The sequence below is a fragment of the Streptococcus nakanonensis genome, assembly GCF_059738785.1.
In genome coordinates, this window is the sequence record NZ_AP027139.1 from 402,923 (window position 1) to 423,725 (window position 20,803).

The window sequence follows — 20,803 nt, forward strand, 5'->3', positions numbered from 1 at the left end:
TGTGATAACGATTTAGGGAGTCTCTAGGTTTTATTGACTAAGAGACTGAAGGTTCTCTAACTTGAACTTCTATGTTATTAGCTATAGATACAGATCTTTTTGCCATTGATGTCAGCCAGCGTGATGGGAATCTCATAAAGTTGACTGAGCAGGTCAGCCTGCATGATTTGATCTGTTCTTCCCTTGCTAAAGACTTGACCGTCTTTGAAGGCGACAATTTCATCTGCATACTGACTGGCCATGTTGATATCGTGAAGGACGATGATAATGGTTTTCCCTAGTTCTTCCACCAGTCTCCGAAGAATCTGCATCATGCTAACGCTTTGTTTGATGTCGAGATTGTTGAGTGGTTCGTCCAGCAAGATAAAGTCTGTATCCTGGGCCAGTACCATAGCGATAAAGACTCGCTGGAGTTGTCCCCCAGACAGGCTGTCGATGTAGCGGTCTTTTAAGTTGGTTAGTTCCAGATAGTCCAGAGTTTCTCGGATTTTTTCCCAATCTTCTGGTCTCAGTCGACCTCGGCTGTAGGGAAAACGTCCAAAACTGACCAGTTCTTCCACCGTCAATTTGGCTTGGTAATTGATTTTCTGCTTTAGGATAGTCAGTTCTTGAGCCAGTTCTTGCGAATTCCAACTCTCGATTTCACGGCCTTTGATACTGAGAATTCCCTGATCTTTCTTGGTCAGTCTGCTCATGATGGAGAGGAGAGTCGATTTTCCAGCACCATTTGGACCAATAAAGGCTGTCAGTTTCTGAGGACTGACTTCAAGTGAAATGTCTTGCAAAATATCCTGTTTTTGAATGGATTTGTCAATGTTTTCCAGTTTCACTGACGCGCCCTCCTGTATAGTAAGATAAAGAATAAGAGACCACCTACGCTCTCGATGATCATGCTGATGCGAATTTCCAGCGCAAAGACTCGTTCAATCAGGGCTTGTCCCAAGGTCAAACTAATAAATCCAACCAGAATGGCTACGATAAAGAGTAACTTGTGCCGATAGTCTTTGACAATCAGGTAGGTGAGGTTAGCCAACATAAAGCCGAAGAAGGCCATAGGCCCTACCAAGGCAGTGGCCGTTGAAGTTAAAAGCACGATGCCCCAGAGGAGTTCTCTCTGTTCTTTTTCAACATCGAGTCCCAATATCTGAGCCGTTTCTCTTTGTAGGTGCAAGACATCCAGAATGACTGCTTTCCGAAAGAAAAAGATGGTCAAAGCAAGGATAATCAGAGAGCCGATGGCTAGGATGGAAGTATTGAGATGCTGAAAGGAAGCAAAGAGACTGTTCTGCAGTTTATCGTATTCGTTTGGATCCATCAGGACTTGGAGGAAGGTACTGATATTTCGAAAGAGACTTCCGAGGGCTAGACAGATCAGCAGGATGAAGACCAGATTTTGTTTCATCAGTGTCTTCAAATAGCCTTGCAAGGCGAGAAAGAAGAGGGATTGGAGCAGAAGCAAGACTAGGAATTCTAAGATAGGAGACTTCCCAAGCTGTAGAAATTTGTTTTCAAAAACCAGTAGCAGGGTTTGTAGTAGGACGTAGAAGGATTCGATTCCCAAAATACTAGGTGTTAGGAAGCGATTTTCCGTTAGGGTTTGAAAACTAATGGTCGAAATCCCTGTTGCGATAGCCACCAAGAGATAAACAACTATCTTTTGTGAACGCAACTTCCAAGCAAAGGCAGACAGATGGGTGATGGGCCAAAAGTAGAGAAGACAAGCTCCGATGGCCAGAATAATGAGAAGCCAGAAGAGTTTGGTATGTTTGCTTTTAGACTGCATCTTTTCGTCCCCCTCTCCATAGAAGTAGGATAAAAACGAGGCTACCTATGATTCCTAGCAAGAGGCTGACAGACAGCTCATAGGGTCGAATCAAGACTCGAGAGAGGATGTCGCAGGCCAGAACCAGATTGGCACCGACCAGTACGACCATGAGTTTGGTTTGACTCAGATTATCTCCATAGCGCTTGCGAACCAGATTGGGAACGATGACCCCGAGAAAAGGCAAGCCACCCACGGTAATCATGGTGACGCTTGTCGTTAGCGCAACCAGAAAGAGGGCCAGTTTTTCAAGTAGAGAGTAGGAAATCCCCAAACTTTCGCTAGTTTCTTTTCCTAGATTCATGATGGTAAAGGTTTGGGATAATTTCCAAACGGCTATCAGGATAATGAGCCCTGAGAAAAGCCATTCATACTGATGAGTCTGAATCATGGAGAAGGAGCCCTGGGTCCAAGCGGTCATACTCTGAACCAGATTGAAACGATAGGCGATAACTTCTGTCACAGAGCCGAGAATCCCGCTATAGATGATCCCAATCAAGGGTAGCATCCACCTTTCCTTTACAGTAAAAATGGTCATAAAGGCTAGGAAGAAGAGAGTAAGTACGATGGATGAAACAAAAGCAAAGAGCATCTTTTGAGTCAGACTAGCCGACGGAAAGACAAAGAGGCTCAATACCATTCCTAGTTTAGCGGCTTCAGTGGTTCCAACTGTACTCGGAGCAGCAAACTGATTTTGAGTGATAGTCTGCATGAGGAGTCCTGCCATACTCATACTAGAGGCAGTAAGGAGAATGCTAATGGTTCTTGGAAGACGGGACTCTTGAAAGAGAAGCCAAGTTTCATGATCCAGTGCAAAGAGTTTTCCCCATGAAAAATCACTGGTCCCAATGCTAATAGATAGAAAGACCAGGAGTAGAAGTAAGCCAATTAAATAATGAGAAAGTTTCATACCCCATCCTTTCATGTTGATTTGGTACCGAAAGATACCTGCGGATATTACTGTAACACGATTTCTTTAATCTGTCAATAAATTTTCTGACAATTTAATGTGAAAAGAAAGAAAAATTCCTGAAAGAACATCTGTCTCTCTTTTTTATAGGAAAACTGAGTAAAAAACTATCAACCTTCCTGCTATCCTTCTCCTATAAAAAGTGGTAAAATGGATGAAAGAAAGAAGGAACTGAAATGACAACATTATTTTCAAAAATCAAAGAAGTAACAGAACTTGCTGCGATCTCAGGTCATGAAGCGCCTGTCCGTGCTTATCTTCGTGAAAAGTTGACACCGCACGTGGATGAAGTGGTGACAGATGGCTTGGGTGGTATTTTCGGGATTAAACATTCAGAAGTTACGGATGCACCGCGCGTCTTGGTCGCTTCTCACATGGATGAAGTTGGTTTTATGGTCAGCGAAATAAAGCCAGATGGTACCTTCCGTGTCGTTGAAATCGGTGGTTGGAACCCCATGGTAGTCAGCAGCCAACGTTTCAAACTCCTGACTCGTGACGGTCGTGAAATTCCTGTGATTTCGGGTTCTGTCCCTCCACATTTGACTCGTGGAAAGGGTGGACCAACCATGCCTGCTATTGCAGATATCGTCTTTGATGGCGGTTTTACGGATAAGGCTGAGGCAGAAAGCTTTGGCATCCGTCCTGGCGACACCATCGTACCAGATAGTTCTGCAATCTTGACAGCCAATGAAAAAAATATCATCTCAAAAGCTTGGGATAACCGCTACGGTGTTCTTATGGTTAGCGAGTTGGCGGAAGCTCTGTCAGGTCAAAAACTGGGAAATGAACTCTATCTTGGCTCTAATGTCCAAGAAGAGGTTGGTCTTCGTGGTGCTCATACATCTACAACTAAGTTTGACCCAGAAGTTTTCCTAGCAGTTGACTGCTCACCTGCTGGTGATGTTTATGGCGGTCAAGGCAAGATTGGAGATGGAACCTTGATTCGTTTCTACGATCCAGGTCACTTGCTTCTCCCAGGAATGAAAGATTTCCTTTTGACAACTGCTGAAGAAGCTGGAATCAAGTACCAATACTACTGTGGTAAAGGCGGAACAGACGCTGGCGCAGCTCATTTGAAAAATGGTGGTGTCCCATCTACAACAATCGGTGTTTGCGCTCGTTATATCCATTCTCACCAAACCCTCTACGCTATGGATGACTTCTTAGAAGCTCAAGCTTTCTTGCAAGCCTTGGTGAAGAAATTGGATCGTTCAACGGTTGATTTGATTAAAAATTATTAAACTTAAGGAGGTGGTAGGGATGGTAGAACCAAACCTAGAAAGCCTTGTAACAGATCTTTACAATCATGCTCGACATGATTTGAGTGAAGATTTAGTTGCTGCTCTCCTAGAGACTGCTAAAAAACTGCCTACTACAAATGAGCAATTGCTGGCAGTTCGTCTCTCAGGACTGGTCAATCGTGAATTGCTCAAGAATCCCAGACATCCGGCACCTGAGTTGCTCAACTTGGCCCGCTTTATCAAAAGAGAAGAAGCTAAGTACAGAGGAACCGCAGCTTCTGCGCTTATGTATGGGGAGATTTTTAAAATGCTTTGATTCCATTGTGGATCAAAGCATTTTTTATAAGACCTATCTCGTGAGCGCTCAGATAGTAGTAACAAGGAATCATGAGAAGTTAGCCGAGACCATAGTAGTGAAGAAACTTCTGTAATGGAAGTGGAGAGAAGTGAGGAATCGTCAAACGGTAGGGGATAGGCTGTTTGAAGAGTGCTATGAGAAAGATAGGGTAAGGTAAAATTAAATACGAACAAATTGATTGGGAAATTCAAATCGCTTTCTATCAATGTTTTAGAAGATACAGTGCCCTAGTCCAACTTCAATATACTATAAAAGAACAGATGGAAGCAATTAAGATTGACTTCTATCTTTAAAATAAATGGTCTGATAGGAAAAACGTATCCCCTAATAAAATATAGGACAGTACGGATGGAAGACTTTTGTAGACTGGAGGACGAGGGAGTTTAGAAACTCTCGTTAAAAGTTAGTTGAGCCGGAGTATGGTGGTGTGAATCATTAACAAAAATTATTTCTATATCGAAATAGTTGACAGTTGGAAGGACAAGTGTTACAATTATTTTATTCGTTTCGATATCGAAATAAATTGGAGGTGTTATGAAAAATAGTCATTTGCTAGCCCATCATATTCGTTTGTTGAATGGACGGATTTTTCAGAAGTTACTGAGTCAAGATCCTGAGGCTCTTTATAGGGGTGAACAGGGCAAGATTTTAGCGGTTTTATGGAATAGTGAAACTGGCTGCGCAACTGCGACAGATATCGCGCTTGCGACTGGGCTTGCGAATAATACGCTGACGACTATGATAAAAAAGCTAGAGGAACAAAAGCTTGTAATTGTTAGTCCGTGTGGAAAAGACAAGCGTAAGAAGTATTTAGTTTTAACGGAGTTAGGCAAGTCCCAGAAAGAAGTGGGACATCGTGTCAGTCAGAAATTGGATACGATTTTTTACAAAGGATTTTCAGAGGAAGAAATTCGGCAATTTGAAGCCTTTCAAGAAAGAATTTTGGCAAATCTGAAAGTGAAGGCAAAAGAGGATTAAAATATGTCACAACAAGTGAAAAATGCTCACAACCTATACATCCATGCCATTCAAGACGGACGAGTTGCTGAGGCTCAAGCCCAGTCTGTAGGGGATACCTATATCCAACATTCGACAGGTGTTCCTGACGGGAAAGAAGGATTTGCAGCCTTCTTTGCAGATTTCTTTGAGCGTCATCCAGAGCGTCAGATTAAGATTGTCCGCACCATTGAGGATGGCAATCTGGTCTTTGTTCATGTTCATCAATATCTGAATGGTGGAGAAGCTCAATGGGTGACGACGGATACTTTCCGTGCGGATGAGAATGGTCGTATTGTTGAGCATTGGGATGTCATTGACTACTATCGAACACCTGAAAATGACCAACTAGATCAAATTTTTGGAGATTTTGAAATCAAGGATTTGGATAAGAAAGCAGAAAATAAAAAGCTGGTTCGCCGTTTCTTGACAGAAATTTTCCAAAATGGGGAGCTAGAGCAGTGGAGTGATTATGTGGCAGACGATTTGATTCAGCATAATCATGAAATTGGACAAGGAAGTGCTGCGTATAAAAACTATGTGGCTGAACATGGTGTCACTTTCGACTTTGTTTTCCAACTCTTAGGACAAGGAAACTATGTGGTTAGCTATGGTCAGACTCAGATTGACGGAGTTGCCTATGCCCAGTACGATATCTTCCGTTTAGAGAACGGGAAAATTGTGGAGCATTGGGACAATAAGGAAGTCATGCCTAAGGTAGAAGACTTGACCAATCGAGGGAAGTTTTAAATGAGGATACAGAATGATTGAATACAAAAATGTAGCTTTACGTTACACAGAAAAAGATGTTTTGAGAGATGTCAATTTACGGATTGAGAATGGGGAATTTATGGTTTTAGTTGGACCTTCTGGATCCGGTAAGACGACCATGATTAAGATGATTAACCGTCTCTTGGAACCGACTGATGGAAATATTTATATGGATGGCAAGCGCATCAAAGACTATGACGAGCGGGAGCTTCGTCTGTCTACTGGTTATGTTTTACAGGCCATTGCTCTCTTTCCCAATCTAACGGTTGCGGAAAATATTGCCTTGATTCCTGAGATGAAGGGCTGGACTAAGGAAGAAATTGCTCAGAAAACTGAAGAGCTTTTGGCTAAGGTTGGTTTACCAGTAGCCGAGTATGGGCATCGACTTCCGAGTGAATTATCTGGTGGAGAACAGCAACGGGTCGGTATTGTCCGAGCCATGATTGGTCAGCCTAAGATTCTCCTCATGGATGAACCTTTTTCAGCCTTGGATGCTATTTCGAGAAAACAGTTGCAGGTTCTGACAAAAGAATTGCATAAAGAATTTGGGATGACAACGATTTTTGTGACCCATGATACGGATGAAGCTTTGAAATTGGCGGACCGTATTGCTGTCTTGCAGGATGGAGAAATTCGCCAGGTAGCGAATCCCGAGACCATTTTAAAAGCGCCTGCCACAGACTTTGTAGCAGACTTGTTTGGAGGTGGTGTTCATGACTAATTTAATTGCAACTTTTGAGGATCGTTTTAGTGATTGGTTGACAGCTCTATCTCAACATTTGCAGTTGTCACTTTTGACCCTGTTACTAGCTATTTTTATCTCAATTCCCTTGGCTGTTTCTCTTCGCTATCATGAGAAGTTGGCCGACTGGGTCTTGCAGATTGCAGGGATTTTCCAGACCATCCCGTCTCTGGCCTTGTTGGGACTCTTCATTCCCTTGATGGGAATTGGAACTTTGCCTGCATTGACAGCTCTAGTGATTTATGCGATTTTTCCGATTTTGCAAAATACAATCACTGGGCTAAAGGGAATTGATCCGAGTCTGCAAGAGGCTGGGATTGCCTTTGGGATGACTAGGTGGGAGCGACTCAAGAAGTTTGAAATTCCGCTTGCTATGCCCGTTATCATGTCTGGGATTCGGACAGCAGCGGTCTTGGTTATCGGTACGGCAACCTTGGCAGCCTTGATTGGGGCGGGAGGACTGGGTTCCTTTATCCTTTTGGGAATTGACCGTAATAATGCCAGTCTGATTTTGATTGGGGCACTTTCTTCTGCAGTGCTTGCCATTGCCTTTAACTTCCTACTAAAAGTGATGGAAAAAGCAAAATTACGGACGATTTTCTCAGGTTTTGCCTTGGTGACCATATTGCTCGGTCTGTCTTATAGCCCAGCCCTCTTAGCTCAAAAAGAGAAAGAAAACTTGGTGATTGCTGGAAAATTGGGACCGGAACCAGAAATTTTGGCCAATATGTATAAGTTACTGATTGAAGAAAATACCAGCATGACTGCGACTGTTAAACCGAATTTTGGGAAAACAAGTTTCCTCTATGAAGCTTTGAAAAAAGGCGATATTGACATCTATCCTGAATTTACCGGTACGGTGACTGAAAGTTTACTTCAGCCATCACCGAAAGTGAGTCATGAGCCAGAGCAGGTTTATCAGGTGGCGCGTGATGGCATTGCCAAACAGGATCATCTAGCCTATCTCAAACCCATGTCTTATCAAAATACCTATGCTGTGGCTGTTCCGAAAAAGATTGCTCAAGAATATGGCTTGAAGACCATTTCGGACTTGAAAAAAGTGGAAGGGCAGTTGAAGGCAGGCTTTACACTTGAGTTTAATGACCGTGAAGATGGAAATAAGGGCTTGCAGTCAATGTATGGTCTCAATCTCAATGTGGCGACCATGGAACCAGCCCTTCGCTATCAGGCAATTCAGTCAGGTGATATTCAAATCACAGATGCCTATTCGACAGATCCAGAGTTGGCGCGTTATGATTTACAGGTCTTGGAAGATGACAAGCAACTTTTCCCACCTTATCAAGGGGCACCACTGATGAAAGAAGCTCTTCTCAAGAAACATCCTGAGTTGGAAACAGTTCTCAATAAATTGGCTGGCAAAATTACTGAAAGCCAGATGAGCCAGCTCAACTACCAAGTCGGTGTTGAAGGCAAGTCAGCAGAACAAGTAGCTAAAGAGTTTCTCCAAGAACAAGGTTTGTTGAAGAAATGATGTGGCAGAGACTTTAAGCAAACTGAACTCAACTTTCTTAAACGACTAGATAAAAGAACGCTCAGACAATGTCGTCTGGGCTTTTTTGATGTGAGAATTACTGAATGTCACTTAAAAGGGAAAGAAAGAGAAAATTTTCAGGATTTTGTAAACTTTACTGTAAAGACACTTGGCTATTCACAAAATAGGTGTATAATGTGTTGTGAACCATTTAAAATATAAGGATTTTCAGCTCATGTCGACTAAGGCTGGAAATCTTGTGTATAGACAGTTCATTATCTAATAGAGCGTTGCGTCCGAAAGTCTATCCAGACACGGCTCTTTAAAAACAAAAGGAGAAATGATGCATACTTATTTGCAAAAGAAAATTGAAAATATCAAAACAACTCTAGGTGAAATGTCAGGTGGTTACCGCCGTATGGTTGCGGCTATGGCTGATTTAGGATTTTCAGGAACTATGAAGGCTATCTGGGATGACCTCTTTGCCCATCGTAGTTTTGCCCAGTGGTTGTATTTGCTGGTTTTAGGAAGTTTTCCTCTCTGGCTAGAGTTGATTTACGAACACCGTATTGTTGACTGGATTGGGATGATTTGTAGTCTGACAGGGATTATCTGTGTTATCTTTGTATCGGAAGGTCGAGCAAGTAATTATCTTTTTGGCTTGATTAACTCTGCTATTTACCTTATTTTGGCCCTACAGAAAGGCTTTTATGGTGAGGTACTGACGACACTTTACTTCACAGTCATGCAGCCAATTGGACTTCTAGTGTGGATCTACCAAGCACAGTTCAAGAAAGAAAAGCAGGAGTTTGTTGCACGTAAATTGGACGGCAAGGGTTGGACAAAGTATCTTTCCATTAGTGTTCTTTGGTGGTTGGCCTTTGGTTTTATTTATCAGTCTATTGGTGCTAATCGTCCTTATCGCGATTCCATCACTGATGCGACCAATGGGGTAGGGCAAATCCTCATGACAGCTGTTTACCGTGAGCAATGGATATTCTGGGCAGCTACCAATGTCTTTTCAATCTATCTCTGGTGGGGAGAAAGCCTGCAAATTCAAGGGAAATACCTAATTTATCTCATTAACAGTCTAGTTGGTTGGTATCAATGGAGCAAGGCAGCAAAGCAGAATACTGATTTACCTAACTAGGAAAAGATGTTTTAAGTTTTGGGATAAAACAGATAGAGTTGATAATCAAGGATTGGATATGATGAAAAAGAGGAGCAGTAGTTCCTCTTTTATTGTCGAAAAGATAAAAACTCAGTAGCCTGGGCATAAGGCAACTGAGCTCTAGTCTGTATTTAGTCTTTAGAAATGAGAAGGTCTAGATAAAACTGGACAACTTCCTGATTTGTGAAGTCTTGCCCTTTTTTGAGCCACCAGGTCAAGGTTTCGATAAAGTTGGTCACGACCAAGTGTTGGAGATAAGAAACAGGCAGACTTGGGTGAGATTCTTTCAACTCATCAGCCAACATGGGATAGACATGGTGCTCCAGTTCTTTATGAAGTTGGCGAAGGAAATAGTCATTTTTGGAGAATAGCAGACTGGTGATATGGTCTTGGTTTTTCTGAAAATGAAGAAAGAGATGGGCGAGATAAACCTTAGTTGAAATGGATTTTTCTCTTTCAAAGAGGTGATGGAAGAGGTAGCGGCAGAGCTCGTCCAGAAGCAGCTCCTTACTCTCATAGTGACAGTAAAAGGTGGAGCGTCCCACATCTGCAAGATCAATGATATCCTGAACAGTAGTGGTCTCGTAGCCCTTAGCATTCAAAAGTTGTAGAAAAGCTTGATAGATGGCTTTTTTTGTTTTACTGATACGGCGGTCAATGTTAGTCATATGGACACTTGGGGCAAATTGTTCAGAACTGAATAAAGCTGACCTTTTGCTTCTATCCTTTCTTTGAGTTTTAGTGGATAATGATAATGAACAAGATGTTCATAAATCTATTATAACAAAGGAATGAGAAATATGAAGGCAAAATATACTGTTTGGCTAGCTTTTTTCTTAAATTTGACTTATGCCATTGTCGAGTTTATCGCTGGTGGAGTGTTTGGGTCCAGTGCAGTTCTTGCTGACTCGGTGCATGACTTGGGAGATGCGATTGCTATTGGGATCTCAGCCTTTTTGGAAAGTATCTCCAATCGTGAAGAAGACAGCCACTATACCTTGGGCTACAAGCGTTTTAGCCTTTTAGGGGCCATGGTAACGGCTGTGATTCTTATGACAGGGTCCGTTTTGGTCATTTTGGAAAATATAGCGAAAATCTTTCATCCACAACCGGTCAATGATGAGGGGATTCTCTGGTTAGGAATTATTGCGATTACTATCAATGTGCTAGCGAGTCTCGTCATTCGCAAAGGACAAACCAAGAACGAATCCATTCTCAGCCTGCACTTTCTGGAAGATACCTTGGGTTGGGTGACTGTCATCCTGATGGCCATTGTTCTTCGATTTACCGATTGGTATATCTTGGATCCGCTCTTGTCTCTTGTTATTTCCTTCTTTATTCTGTCAAAAGCCCTTCCACGTTTTTGGAGCACGCTCAAGATATTCCTCGATGCAGTGCCAGAAGGAGTAGATATCCAGAAGATCAAGACGGATTTAGCAGAATTGGACCATGTCGCTAGTATCAATCAGCTTAATCTCTGGACTATGGATGGTTTGGAAAAAAATGCCATTGTCCATGTTTGTTTAAAAGAGATGGAGCATATGGAAACTTGTAAAGAATCTATTCGAATTTTCCTCAAAAATTGTGGCTTTCAAAATATTACCATTGAAGTTGATGCAGACCTAGAAAGTCACCAAGCACATAAGCGAAAGGTGTGAGTTGGAGCAGAATCATAGAGATTATTAGAGAAACAGCCTTGCTAGAGGTCGTTTTGTAATCCTAATCATTCCTTGTACTCTCTCTCAATGTCAGTCTGGTTCCCAGCATAGTAAGGCTAGGGATTTTGCGACCGTGGAGTACTTCCTTATTAAGAATATCCATGCCTGCTCTGCCCATTTCTTCGGTATAGACGGTGATGCTGGAGAGGGGAGGATAGACTTGCTTGGTCAGGCTAGTATCGTTAAAGGAAATGAGGCTGACGCGGTCTGGCAGGCTGATTCCAGCTTCTTGGAGGGCACGGAGGGCACCGATAGCCAAACTATCGCTGGCTGCGAAAAAGGCTGGTGGGAGTTGGTCTCCTAAACTCTGAATGGCCTCCTTCATCAAGTCATAGCCAGACTGGGCAGTAAAGCTTCCTTGAAAGACTAGTTCATCATGATAGATTCCCTTTGCTTGACTGTAGTTTCTGAAATTTTCCAGCCGCTTATCCTCAATGATTTCTTCTTGGTCGGTTGTTTCCTCAAGCCCTGTTAGAATCCCGATACGGTTCATTCCTTGGCTGAGGAAATAATCGATAACCTGTTTCATGGCAGTGTAAAAGTCCGTGATAATGCAGGTGTGTCCTAGTGAGAGGGTATCGCTGTCTAGAAAGACAAGAGGCTTTTGGTATTCTTCAAAGGCAGAAATCTGAGCTCGGCTAAACTTTCCGATGCAGAGAATCCCAATCACCTCCTCGCTTAGGGTAAAAGGATGGTCATTAAAATAGCGCAAGATATCATAGTCCAACTCTTGGGCTCTTTTTTCTATGCCTAGGCGAATCTGGTAGTAGTAGAGATCGTCCAGCTCTCCTTGTTCGCTGACCCATTGGATAATGGCAATCTTTTGCTTGGGTTTGTGGGACTCGCCTGTCTTGAGGTGCTTGGTGTAGTCCAGCTCTTCAGCAACGGTTAAAATACGGTGTCGGGTTTCTTCTGTAACAGATAGACTCTGGTCGCGATAGAGACAGAAGCTAGTTGTGCAATGTCTTTTAAGGTAGCCATAAATCCTCCTTCTTTAAGGTTAGTATATCATATTTTTCTGCTTTTTACTGATAATTTAGTAAAATTTTAGTAAAAAGGATTGACCTTGGGAAATCCCTTGGATACAATAGAAGAAAACGATTACACGTTAAGGTGACTTAACGGACAGTCAAAGGAGAATTCATATGTCACAACATCTTACTGCAGAAGCACTTCGTAAAGACTTTCTTGCTGTTTTTGGTCAAGAAGCAGATCAAACCTTCTTTTCACCAGGTCGTATCAACTTGATTGGTGAGCACACAGACTATAATGGTGGACATGTATTTCCAGCAGCCATTTCCTTAGGAACTTATGGGGCTGCTCGCAAACGTGATGACCAAGTCTTGCGTTTCTACTCAGCTAACTTTGAGGACAAGGGTATTATCGAAGTGCCTCTCGCCGACCTCAAGTTTGAAAAAGAGCATAACTGGACCAACTATCCAAAAGGGGTTCTTCATTTCTTGCAAGAAGCTGGGCACGTGATTGATAAAGGTTTTGATTTTTATGTTTATGGGAATATCCCAAATGGTGCTGGTTTGTCTTCTTCAGCATCCTTGGAACTTTTGACAGGAGTAGTGGCTGAGCATCTCTTTGACTTAAAATTAGACCGTTTGGATTTGGTTAAAATCGGAAAACAAACAGAAAACAACTTTATCGGAGTCAACTCTGGTATCATGGACCAATTTGCTATCGGTATGGGAGCTGACCAACGTGCTATTTACCTTGATACCAACACCTTAGAGTATGATTTGGTACCACTTGATTTGAAGGACAATGTCGTTGTTATTATGAACACCAATAAACGTCGTGAATTGGCGGATTCTAAATATAATGAACGCCGTGCTGAGTGTGAAAAAGCAGTGGAAGAGTTGCAAGTTGCTTTAGATATTCAGACCTTGGGTGAATTGGATGAGTGGGCCTTTGACCAATATAGCTACTTGATTAAAGATGAAAATCGTTTGAAACGTGCTCGCCATGCTGTGCTTGAAAACCAACGTACCCTCAAAGCTCAAGCAGCCCTTCAAGCAGGAGATTTGGAAACATTTGGTCGCTTGATGAATGCGTCACACGTTTCCTTAGAGCATGACTATGAAGTAACTGGCTTGGAATTGGATACCCTTGTTCACACAGCTTGGGCACAAGAAGGCGTTCTCGGTGCTCGTATGACAGGGGCAGGTTTTGGCGGATGTGCCATTGCTTTGGTGCAAAAAGATGCTGTTGATGCCTTTAAAGAAGCTGTAGGCAAGCATTACGAAGAAGTAGTTGGATACGCTCCAAACTTCTATATCGCTGAAGTTGCAGGTGGCACTCGCGTCCTTGACTAGTCAAAAGGAGGCTCTATAGTGACCTTAGTAGATAAATTTGTAACACATATCATTTCTGAAAATTCATTTGAGGAAATGGATCGAATCTACCTGACCAATCGTGTCTTGGCACGAGTGGGAAATGGTGTTTTGGAAGTTGAGACCAATCTGGATAAATTGATTGACCTCAAGGACCAGCTAGTTGAGGAAGCCGTTCGATTAGAAACGATTGAGGATAGTCAGACTGCGCGTGAAATCCTTGGTGCTGAACTGATGGACTTGGTGACTCCTTGTCCGAGTCAGGTCAATCGTGACTTTTGGGCAACCTATGCCCAGTCACCAGAGCAAGCGATAGCGGATTTCTACCAACTCAGTCAGAAGAATGACTACATCAAACTCAAGGCCATTGCTAAGAACATTGCTTACCGTGTTCCATCTGATTACGGTGAACTTGAAATTACCATCAATCTCTCTAAGCCTGAAAAGGATCCAAAGGAGATTGCGGCAGCTAAGTTGGTGCAAGCTAGCAATTATCCTCAGTGTCAGCTTTGTCTAGAGAATGAAGGCTACCATGGTCGGGTCAACCACCCAGCCCGTAGCAATCACCGAATTATCCGCTTTGAAATGGCGGGTCAGGAGTGGGGCTTCCAGTATTCGCCCTATGCTTACTTTAATGAGCACTGTATTTTTTTAGATGGCCAGCATCGTCCCATGGCCATTAGTCGTCAGAGTTTTGAACGTCTGTTGGCTATCGTAGAGCAGTTTCCAGGATATTTTGCTGGATCTAATGCCGACTTGCCGATTGTGGGGGGCTCTATTCTGACTCATGACCACTATCAGGGAGGTCGTCACGTATTTCCTATGGAATTAGCTCTCTTGCAAAAGACCTTCCGATTTGCTGGTTTTGAGCAGGTTAAGGCTGGGATTGTCAAGTGGCCAATGTCAGTGTTGCGTTTGACTTCGGATTCCAAAGAAGATTTGATCAACTTGGCTGATAAGATTTTGCGAGAATGGCGGCAATATTCAGATCCTGCAGTGCAGATTTTGGCAGAGACAGATGGGACACCGCATCACACCATCACACCTATAGCGCGTAAGCGTGATGGACAGTTTGAGTTGGACTTAGTCTTGAGAGACAATCAGACTTCTGCAGAACATCCTGACGGGATCTATCATCCTCACAAGGATGTCCAACATATCAAGAAGGAAAATATCGGCTTGATTGAGGTCATGGGCTTGGCCATCTTGCCACCACGTCTAAAAGAAGAAGTAGAGCAAGTCGCTAGCTATCTTGTAGGAGAAGCTGATACAGTTGCCGATTATCATCAGGAATGGGCAGACCAACTTAGAGGCTAATATCCAGACATAACAGATAAAGAAAAAGCCCTTGAAATCGTCAAGGACTCTGTGGGTACTATCTTTGCGCGTGTACTTGAGGATGCAGGAGTCTACAAGCAGACGGAACAAGGGCAGACAGCCTTTATGCGCTTTGTGGAGCAGGTCGGAATTTTGCCAGACTAGGTGCTTTCTCCTTGCACAGTCCTATAAAAAGTAGTATCATAGTGTCGTTTGAAATATCAGGAGGAAACGATGAAAGACTTTCATTTTGACGCTATATCTGCCTTTGAAAATTACGAAATTGAACAAATGAGAGATGGTCACGTTGTGGTGACGACGAAAGTAGTGGACTCGTCGCTCAACTACTATGGCAATGCCCATGGTGGCTATCTATTCACACTATGTGACCAAATCAGTGGTTTGGTGGTTATCTCGCTGGGGCTTGATGGGGTGACACTCCAATCTTCTATCAACTACCTCAAAGCAGGAAAACTCGACGATGTATTGACCATTAAAGGAGAATGTGTCCATCAAGGTCGCACAACCTGTGTAGTGGATGTCGATATTACCAATCAAGAAGGCAGAAATGTCTGCAAAGCAACCTTCACCATGTTTGTCACAGGCCAACGGTCAGAAGATAGACAGGTAAGGATATAAAGAGTAATTTAATAGAGTGAGGTGAATTTTGGAATTTATAAAATTTGCCTTACTCATTTTTTGATATTGATATGATTTAATTCTAAAATAGAAAATTTAGTAATGTGGTAGAAAATACAAGAGTTGTGTTTTAATTTCTATGGTATAATTAAAAGCATGAAGATAAAAGAAATAAAGGAAGTTACTTTACAACCGTTCACGAAATGGACAGGTGGTAAAAGACAATTATTGCCTGTTATTAGAGAATTAATGCCTAAAACCTATAACAGGTATTTTGAACCTTTTGTTGGAGGTGGAGCTTTATTTTTTGATTTAGCTCCTAAAGATGCAGTCATTAACGATTTTAACGCTGAACTAATAAATTGCTATCAACAAATTAAGGACAATCCTCAAGAATTGATTGAAATTTTGAAAGTTCATCAGGAATATAATTCAAAAGAATATTATTTAGATTTACGTTCTGCTGATCGTGATGAAAGAATAGATATGATGTCTGAAGTACAAAGGGCAGCACGTATACTCTATATGTTGAGAGTAGACTTTAATGGTTTATATCGTGTGAATTCTAAGAATCAGTTTAATGTACCTTATGGTCGTTATAAAAATCCTAAAATTGTTGATGAGAATTTGGTATCTGCTATTTCAACTTATCTGAATAATAATCAAATAGAAATTAAAAAAGGAGATTTTGAAAAGGCTGTTTTGGATGTTCAACCAGGGGATTTTGTATATTTTGATCCCCCGTATATTCCATTGTCAGAGACAAGTGCCTTTACTTCCTACACTCATGAGGGGTTTTCATATGATGATCAAGTAAGATTAAGAGATACCTTTAAGAAATTGAGTGATGCAGGGGCTTATGTTATGTTGTCAAACTCCTCTAGTTTTTTGGTAGAGGAGTTGTATCGAGATTTTAATATCCATTATGTTGAAGCTACCCGAACTAATGGAGCAAAATCTTCGAGTCGAGGAAAAATTTCTGAAATTATAGTCACAAATTATGAAAAATAACGAATATAAGTATGGAGGTGTTTTAATGACAAAACCATACTATAATAAAGATAAAATGATTCTTGTTCATGCAGATACGTTTAAGTTATTATCGAAAATGAAACCAGAAAGCATGGACATGATCTTTGCTGATCCTCCATATTTTTTGAGTAACGGTGGTATATCAAATTCTGGGGGACAGGTTGTATCTGTAGATAAAGGTGACTGGGATAAGATTTCTTCCTTTGAGGAAAAGCACGAATTCAATCGTAAATGGATTCGTTTAGCAAAAGAAGTTTTGAAGCCTAATGGGACTATTTGGATTTCAGGGAGTTTGCACAACATATACTCAGTTGGAATGGCATTAGAGCAAGAAGGTTTTAAAATTCTAAATAACATTACTTGGCAGAAAACAAACCCTGCCCCCAATTTATCTTGTCGTTATTTTACCCATTCTACAGAAACCATTTTATGGGCCAGAAAAAATGATAAAAAAGCTCGTCATTACTACAATTATGATTTGATGAAAGAGCTAAATGATGGTAAGCAAATGAAAGATGTTTGGACAGGTGCTTTGACGAAAAAAGCTGAGAAATGGGCTGGCAAGCATCCAACACAAAAACCAGAATATTTATTGGAACGTATAATTTTGGCCTCTACTAAAGAGGGTGACTATATTCTAGATCCATTTGTTGGTAGTGGCACTACGGGTGTTGTTGCGAAGCGATTAGGTAGAAGATTTATAGGTATCGATGCTGAAAAAGAATATTTGAAGATAGCTAGAAGAAGATTAGAGGAGGAAAACTATGGCTAGAAAACCAAATAAACATGGAGGAGGAGCCAAAACGACCACTAATGGTTTGAAATTTGAAAGAGATACTGATTTTTCGGAATTAGTAGATTCCCTTCCAGGATATGAAGTTAACGAAATAGATTTCAAGGATAGAAAAGCAACAAAAGGATTTGAAGTTTTTAGAGTTGGGGAAGAAGAAATCATTGGTAAAATTATGCCTCAATATAGATTTTATGATTTTTTGAAAGAATTGGGGATTAAGAATACCAATTCTAAACAATGGAAACCAGATGAAGTATTTATAAATTTTGAAAATCATACAGTTTATATAGTTGAGAAAAAATGGCAGGAAAGCGAAGGAAGTGTTGATGAAAAACTACTGGGCTTTGGCAATAAAAGACGTATTTATCAACGTTTGTTAGATAGTGTGCAAGAGGGTGAACCATTTTCTGTGCAATTCATATTTGTTGGAAATAAAAGTTTTTTTGGTCAAGATAAATATCGTGATACTTTTGAAATGTTACGAGGGGATGGCATCAAAATAATGCTTGATGAATACGACATGACATTTTTTGGTTTATTTTAATTACAAGGTGAATTATGGATTTTAATACTTACATTTCTTCATCATCAGAAGATAGATTACAAAATTTTTTAAATACTCTCTCAATTACCAACAGAACTCCTGAATACTATGTAAATTGGGAGAAAGTTGATCGTGAGACAAAGAAGTATGAACTAGAGTTGAACACTTTAAACTACTTAATTGGTAAAGATGATATTTATATAGAAGCTCTTGACTTGTTCTCTAAACAACCTAATTTGTTAAAAGCAATTCCTAGTCTGATTGCAAGTCGTGATAATGTTTTAGATATTCTGACAATAGATAATGACGATAATATGTCTTTTGAGCAATTGGATTTCAAAACGATAGACACTAGCAGAATAGATGATTACATCAAATTTATTGAGAAATCTGGTTTATTAAAGTTTTTACAACAACATGCTAATCGTTCATTAGTTGATTATGTTTATGGAGTGGAGACTGGATTAGATAGCAATGCACGAAAAAACCGAAGTGGGACAACCATGGAGGGAATTTTAGAGAGACACGTAGCAAAGATTTCTCAGGAACAAAAATTGGATTGGAAAGCTCAAGCTACAGCCCAATATATTAAAGATAAGTGGGGGATTAAAGTACCTGTCGATAAGTCTGAAAGAAGATTTGATGTTGCAGTTTATTCCCGAGAAAAACATAAGGTTTGGTTGATTGAAACGAATTACTATGGCGGAGGAGGAAGTAAATTAAAAGCGGTTGCTGGAGAGTTTACTGAACTCAGTCAATTTGTTATTACTTCAGATGACGATGTTGAATTTGTTTGGGTTACTGATGGTCAAGGATGGAAAACAGCACACTTACCATTAGCAGAAGCATTTAGTCATATTACGAACGTATTTAATTTAGAGATGTTAAGAGAAGGATTTTTAGCTGATTTATTTTTATAATGATTGCTCATTAGCTACACAAAAAAGAGGTTCGCACCTCTTTTTCTTATTTCTTTTTATGATTTAATACGGCATTGAGGACAATGGCGAGGAGGCTGGCTACGACGATTCCGTTTGAGAAGAACATTTGGAAGGCTGTCGGCATGCTGACAAAGAGATTACTGTTATTTAGACCGACACCTGCAGCGATTGAAACAGCTGCGATAAGGAAGTTATGTTCATTGTTAGCAAAGTCAACACGGGCGAGGATTTGCATCCCTTGAATCGATACAAAACCAAACATCACCAGCATAGCACCACCGAGGACAGGGCTCGGAATGATTTGGGCAAGGGCACCAAACTTAGGAAGGAGTCCAAGGAGAACCAGGAAACCAGCTGCGTAGTAGATTGGCAGGCGAGTCTTAATGCCTGACAATTTAACCAAACCAACGTTTTGTGAAAATCCTGTGTAAGGGAAGGTGTTAAAGATTCCTCCGAGAAGTACGGCCAAGCCTTCTGCGCGATAACCGTTGCGCAGGCGCGTGCTGTCGATTGGGTCTTTCGTGATATCAGACAAGGCTAGGTAAACACCAGTAGACTCAACCATAGACACCGTTGCGATTATACACATCATGACGATAGATGAGATTTCAAAGGTTGGCATCCCAAAGTAGAGTGGAGTTGGGACATGGACAAGAGGTGCTGCTGCAACAGGAGAGAAGTCAACCAAGCCCATGCTAGCAGCAATGGCAGTTCCAACAACCAAACCAATCAAAATAGAGATAGACTTGATAAATCCTTTGGTAAAGATGTTAATCAAGAGGATAATCAAAACAGTGATAGCTGCAAGCAAGAGACTTTGACCAGTTGGTTCTGGAACGTTATTTCCCATATTTCCAATAGCGACAGGAATCAAGGTTAAACCAATCGTAGTAATAACAGATCCTGTTACGATAGATGGGAAGAGATTGGCTACTTTTGAGAAGATGCCTGAAACAAGAACCACGTAAATACCTGATGCGATAAGGGCACCAAACATAGCACCACTACCATGGCTTTGCCCAATCATAATCAAGGGAGCGACCGACTGGAAAGCAACTCCTAGAACGACTGGGAGTCCAATACCAAAGTATTTGTTGAGTTGGAGTTGTAGGAAGGTTGCCACCCCACACATGAAGATATCTGTAGAAATCAGGTAGGTCAACTGCTCAGCTGAATAGCCAAGGGCTGTCGCAATCATGATGGGAACCAGGATGGATCCTGAGTACATGGCTAGTAAGTGTTGCAAGCCAAGAACGGCTGCTTGCGAATGTTTTTCTTGAGTTTGCATTAGAGATCTGCCTCCTTAAATACGACTTGACCATTTTCAAAACGATCCAAACGAGCGAGTGATAGAACAGGGTAGCCTGCTTTTTCAAGCAAATCACGGCCATCTTGGAAGGATTTTTCAATCACAATACCGATAGCTTCGACTGTGGCTCCAGCTTGTTCGATGATTTGAATCAAGCCTTTAGCAGCTTGGCCATTAGCAAGGAAATCGTCGATAATCAAGACCTTGTCCTCTGGTGAGAGGAATTTTCCAGCGATAGAAACAGTGCTGGTCACTTGCTTGGTAAAGGAGTAAACTTGGGCAGTTAAGATACCTTCGTTCATAGTGATGTTTTTAGCTTTTTTAGCGAAAATCATGGGAACGTTTAAGGCTTCAGCTGTAAAAACGGCTGGAGCAATACCTGACGCTTCAATGGTTACGACCTTGGTAATGCCAGCAGCAGCGAATTTTTCCGCAAAAACCTTACCAATCTCTCGCATCAAGCTAAAGTCAACTTGGTGGGTTAAGAAGGAATCCACCTTTAGGATGTTATCACCCAAGATATGCCCATCCTTGAGGATGCGCTCTTCTAATAATTTCATAAGACCTCCTAAAGTCTAAAAGCCAATCCATTTGCTTGTTTATAG

Annotated in this window: 20 protein-coding genes and 2 pseudogenes; 15 read left to right on the top strand and 7 right to left on the bottom strand. The window is 41.3% G+C overall.

From position 1 onward, the window contains the following. Positions 1 to 77: 77 nt before the first annotated feature. Genes AC6I9F_RS02135 through AC6I9F_RS02145 form a run of 3 tightly spaced genes read right to left on the bottom strand, consistent with a single transcriptional unit; the run spans position 78 to position 2,732 of the window. Positions 78 to 830, bottom strand: coding sequence for an iron ABC transporter ATP-binding protein (locus AC6I9F_RS02135; RefSeq protein WP_368081572.1), 753 nt, complete (start codon positions 828 to 830; stop codon positions 78 to 80). After that, positions 827 to 1,783 carry an iron chelate uptake ABC transporter family permease subunit gene (locus AC6I9F_RS02140; protein ID WP_498022448.1) on the bottom strand — a complete coding sequence of 319 codons (957 nt, stop codon included), beginning with the start codon at positions 1,781 to 1,783 and terminating at the stop codon, positions 827 to 829. The genes AC6I9F_RS02135 and AC6I9F_RS02140 overlap by 4 nt, the downstream gene beginning before the upstream one ends. Beyond that, positions 1,773 to 2,732: an ABC transporter permease gene (locus tag AC6I9F_RS02145; protein ID WP_498022450.1), complete on the bottom strand. Its 960-nt coding sequence runs from the start codon at positions 2,730 to 2,732 to the stop codon at positions 1,773 to 1,775. The genes AC6I9F_RS02140 and AC6I9F_RS02145 overlap by 11 nt, the downstream gene beginning before the upstream one ends. Positions 2,733 to 2,968: 236 nt before the next feature. Here AC6I9F_RS02145 and pepA point away from each other — a divergent pair, with 236 nt between their 5' ends. The 7 genes from pepA (at position 2,969) to pnuC (ending at position 9,542) form a co-directional block, all read left to right on the top strand. Further along, positions 2,969 to 4,033 carry a glutamyl aminopeptidase gene (gene pepA / locus AC6I9F_RS02150; protein ID WP_498022452.1) on the top strand — a complete coding sequence of 355 codons (1,065 nt, stop codon included), beginning with the start codon at positions 2,969 to 2,971 and terminating at the stop codon, positions 4,031 to 4,033. A gap of 19 nt (positions 4,034 to 4,052) precedes the next feature. Beyond that, a complete protein-coding gene (locus AC6I9F_RS02155; RefSeq protein ID WP_498022453.1) occupies positions 4,053 to 4,349 on the top strand; it encodes a bacteriocin immunity family protein in 297 nt (98 codons plus the stop codon). A gap of 576 nt (positions 4,350 to 4,925) precedes the next feature. Beyond that, on the top strand, positions 4,926 to 5,369 hold the full coding sequence (locus tag AC6I9F_RS02160; protein ID WP_173213151.1) for a MarR family winged helix-turn-helix transcriptional regulator: 444 nt from the start codon (positions 4,926 to 4,928) through the stop codon (positions 5,367 to 5,369). Positions 5,370 to 5,372: 3 nt separating this feature from the next. After that, positions 5,373 to 6,137 (top strand): nuclear transport factor 2 family protein, encoded by a 765-nt coding sequence (locus AC6I9F_RS02165; RefSeq protein WP_498022455.1) that lies wholly within the window; start codon positions 5,373 to 5,375, stop codon positions 6,135 to 6,137. Positions 6,138 to 6,150: 13 nt separating this feature from the next. After that, positions 6,151 to 6,879 (top strand): ATP-binding cassette domain-containing protein, encoded by a 729-nt coding sequence (locus AC6I9F_RS02170; RefSeq protein WP_173274764.1) that lies wholly within the window; start codon positions 6,151 to 6,153, stop codon positions 6,877 to 6,879. Beyond that, complete coding sequence (locus AC6I9F_RS02175; protein ID WP_498022458.1) at positions 6,872 to 8,392, top strand: ABC transporter permease/substrate-binding protein; 1,521 nt, start codon at positions 6,872 to 6,874, stop codon at positions 8,390 to 8,392. The genes AC6I9F_RS02170 and AC6I9F_RS02175 overlap by 8 nt, the downstream gene beginning before the upstream one ends. A gap of 343 nt (positions 8,393 to 8,735) precedes the next feature. Then, a complete protein-coding gene (pnuC, locus tag AC6I9F_RS02180; protein WP_498023160.1) occupies positions 8,736 to 9,542 on the top strand; it encodes a nicotinamide riboside transporter PnuC in 807 nt (268 codons plus the stop codon). Positions 9,543 to 9,694: 152 nt separating this feature from the next. Here pnuC and AC6I9F_RS02185 read toward each other — a convergent pair whose 3' ends face one another. Beyond that, entirely contained in the window at positions 9,695 to 10,231 is a 537-nt protein-coding gene (locus AC6I9F_RS02185; protein ID WP_049511522.1) for a TetR/AcrR family transcriptional regulator, read from the bottom strand. A 132-nt stretch (positions 10,232 to 10,363) separates the two neighbouring features. Here AC6I9F_RS02185 and AC6I9F_RS02190 point away from each other — a divergent pair, with 132 nt between their 5' ends. Beyond that, entirely contained in the window at positions 10,364 to 11,221 is an 858-nt protein-coding gene (locus AC6I9F_RS02190; protein WP_049511521.1) for a cation diffusion facilitator family transporter, read from the top strand. 61 nt (positions 11,222 to 11,282) lie between these two features. On the opposite strand, the pseudogene galR reads toward AC6I9F_RS02190, so the two are convergent. Further along, positions 11,283 to 12,262 (bottom strand): annotated as a pseudogene (gene galR / locus AC6I9F_RS02195) (DNA-binding transcriptional regulator GalR). Between the two features lie 164 nt (positions 12,263 to 12,426). Between galR and AC6I9F_RS02200 the strand changes: the two are divergent. The 7 genes and pseudogenes from AC6I9F_RS02200 to AC6I9F_RS02230 all read left to right on the top strand — a co-directional run bounded on the left by AC6I9F_RS02200 (position 12,427) and on the right by AC6I9F_RS02230 (position 18,868). Beyond that, on the top strand, positions 12,427 to 13,605 hold the full coding sequence (locus AC6I9F_RS02200) for a galactokinase (RefSeq protein WP_498022461.1): 1,179 nt from the start codon (positions 12,427 to 12,429) through the stop codon (positions 13,603 to 13,605). An 18-nt stretch (positions 13,606 to 13,623) separates the two neighbouring features. Next, positions 13,624 to 15,105: pseudogene (locus tag AC6I9F_RS02205) on the top strand (UDP-glucose--hexose-1-phosphate uridylyltransferase). Positions 15,106 to 15,174: 69 nt separating this feature from the next. Then, positions 15,175 to 15,579 (top strand): PaaI family thioesterase, encoded by a 405-nt coding sequence (locus AC6I9F_RS02210; protein ID WP_000651223.1) that lies wholly within the window; start codon positions 15,175 to 15,177, stop codon positions 15,577 to 15,579. Between the two features lie 156 nt (positions 15,580 to 15,735). Next, positions 15,736 to 16,590, top strand: coding sequence for a DNA adenine methylase (locus AC6I9F_RS02215; protein WP_004238417.1), 855 nt, complete (start codon positions 15,736 to 15,738; stop codon positions 16,588 to 16,590). Further along, positions 16,580 to 17,383 (top strand): DNA methyltransferase, encoded by an 804-nt coding sequence (locus AC6I9F_RS02220; RefSeq protein WP_080976080.1) that lies wholly within the window; start codon positions 16,580 to 16,582, stop codon positions 17,381 to 17,383. The genes AC6I9F_RS02215 and AC6I9F_RS02220 overlap by 11 nt, the downstream gene beginning before the upstream one ends. Further along, a complete protein-coding gene (locus AC6I9F_RS02225; protein WP_498022464.1) occupies positions 17,376 to 17,948 on the top strand; it encodes a PD-(D/E)XK nuclease superfamily protein in 573 nt (190 codons plus the stop codon). Before AC6I9F_RS02220 ends, AC6I9F_RS02225 begins: the two co-directional genes overlap by 8 nt. Before the next feature lie 14 nt (positions 17,949 to 17,962). Next, entirely contained in the window at positions 17,963 to 18,868 is a 906-nt protein-coding gene (locus tag AC6I9F_RS02230) for a type II restriction endonuclease (protein ID WP_498022466.1), read from the top strand. Between the two features lie 46 nt (positions 18,869 to 18,914). On the opposite strand, the gene AC6I9F_RS02235 is transcribed toward AC6I9F_RS02230, so the two are convergent. Next, complete coding sequence (locus AC6I9F_RS02235; RefSeq protein WP_001194477.1) at positions 18,915 to 20,177, bottom strand: nucleobase:cation symporter-2 family protein; 1,263 nt, start codon at positions 20,175 to 20,177, stop codon at positions 18,915 to 18,917. Next, entirely contained in the window at positions 20,177 to 20,758 is a 582-nt protein-coding gene (locus AC6I9F_RS02240) for a xanthine phosphoribosyltransferase (RefSeq protein WP_301351222.1), read from the bottom strand. Before AC6I9F_RS02240 ends, AC6I9F_RS02235 begins: the two co-directional genes overlap by 1 nt. Between the last annotated feature and the right edge of the window lie 45 nt (positions 20,759 to 20,803).

What these genes read in the sequence shown, in the direction of transcription:
- AC6I9F_RS02140 (WP_498022448.1), bottom strand. Translation starts at nt 1,783, where the DNA reads ATGCAGTCTAAAAGCAAACATACCAAACTCTTCTGGCTTCTCATTATT.
- AC6I9F_RS02145 (WP_498022450.1), bottom strand. Translation starts at nt 2,732, where the DNA reads ATGAAACTTTCTCATTATTTAATTGGCTTACTTCTACTCCTGGTCTTT.
- pepA (WP_498022452.1), top strand. Translation starts at nt 2,969, where the DNA reads ATGACAACATTATTTTCAAAAATCAAAGAAGTAACAGAACTTGCTGCG.
- AC6I9F_RS02155 (WP_498022453.1), top strand. Translation starts at nt 4,053, where the DNA reads ATGGTAGAACCAAACCTAGAAAGCCTTGTAACAGATCTTTACAATCAT.
- AC6I9F_RS02160 (WP_173213151.1), top strand. Translation starts at nt 4,926, where the DNA reads ATGAAAAATAGTCATTTGCTAGCCCATCATATTCGTTTGTTGAATGGA.
- AC6I9F_RS02165 (WP_498022455.1), top strand. Translation starts at nt 5,373, where the DNA reads ATGTCACAACAAGTGAAAAATGCTCACAACCTATACATCCATGCCATT.
- AC6I9F_RS02170 (WP_173274764.1), top strand. Translation starts at nt 6,151, where the DNA reads ATGATTGAATACAAAAATGTAGCTTTACGTTACACAGAAAAAGATGTT.
- AC6I9F_RS02175 (WP_498022458.1), top strand. Translation starts at nt 6,872, where the DNA reads ATGACTAATTTAATTGCAACTTTTGAGGATCGTTTTAGTGATTGGTTG.
- pnuC (WP_498023160.1), top strand. Translation starts at nt 8,736, where the DNA reads ATGCATACTTATTTGCAAAAGAAAATTGAAAATATCAAAACAACTCTA.
- AC6I9F_RS02185 (WP_049511522.1), bottom strand. Translation starts at nt 10,231, where the DNA reads ATGACTAACATTGACCGCCGTATCAGTAAAACAAAAAAAGCCATCTAT.
- AC6I9F_RS02190 (WP_049511521.1), top strand. Translation starts at nt 10,364, where the DNA reads ATGAAGGCAAAATATACTGTTTGGCTAGCTTTTTTCTTAAATTTGACT.
- AC6I9F_RS02200 (WP_498022461.1), top strand. Translation starts at nt 12,427, where the DNA reads ATGTCACAACATCTTACTGCAGAAGCACTTCGTAAAGACTTTCTTGCT.
- AC6I9F_RS02210 (WP_000651223.1), top strand. Translation starts at nt 15,175, where the DNA reads ATGAAAGACTTTCATTTTGACGCTATATCTGCCTTTGAAAATTACGAA.
- AC6I9F_RS02215 (WP_004238417.1), top strand. Translation starts at nt 15,736, where the DNA reads ATGAAGATAAAAGAAATAAAGGAAGTTACTTTACAACCGTTCACGAAA.
- AC6I9F_RS02220 (WP_080976080.1), top strand. Translation starts at nt 16,580, where the DNA reads ATGAAAAATAACGAATATAAGTATGGAGGTGTTTTAATGACAAAACCA.
- AC6I9F_RS02225 (WP_498022464.1), top strand. Translation starts at nt 17,376, where the DNA reads ATGGCTAGAAAACCAAATAAACATGGAGGAGGAGCCAAAACGACCACT.
- AC6I9F_RS02230 (WP_498022466.1), top strand. Translation starts at nt 17,963, where the DNA reads ATGGATTTTAATACTTACATTTCTTCATCATCAGAAGATAGATTACAA.
- AC6I9F_RS02235 (WP_001194477.1), bottom strand. Translation starts at nt 20,177, where the DNA reads ATGCAAACTCAAGAAAAACATTCGCAAGCAGCCGTTCTTGGCTTGCAA.
- AC6I9F_RS02240 (WP_301351222.1), bottom strand. Translation starts at nt 20,758, where the DNA reads ATGAAATTATTAGAAGAGCGCATCCTCAAGGATGGGCATATCTTGGGT.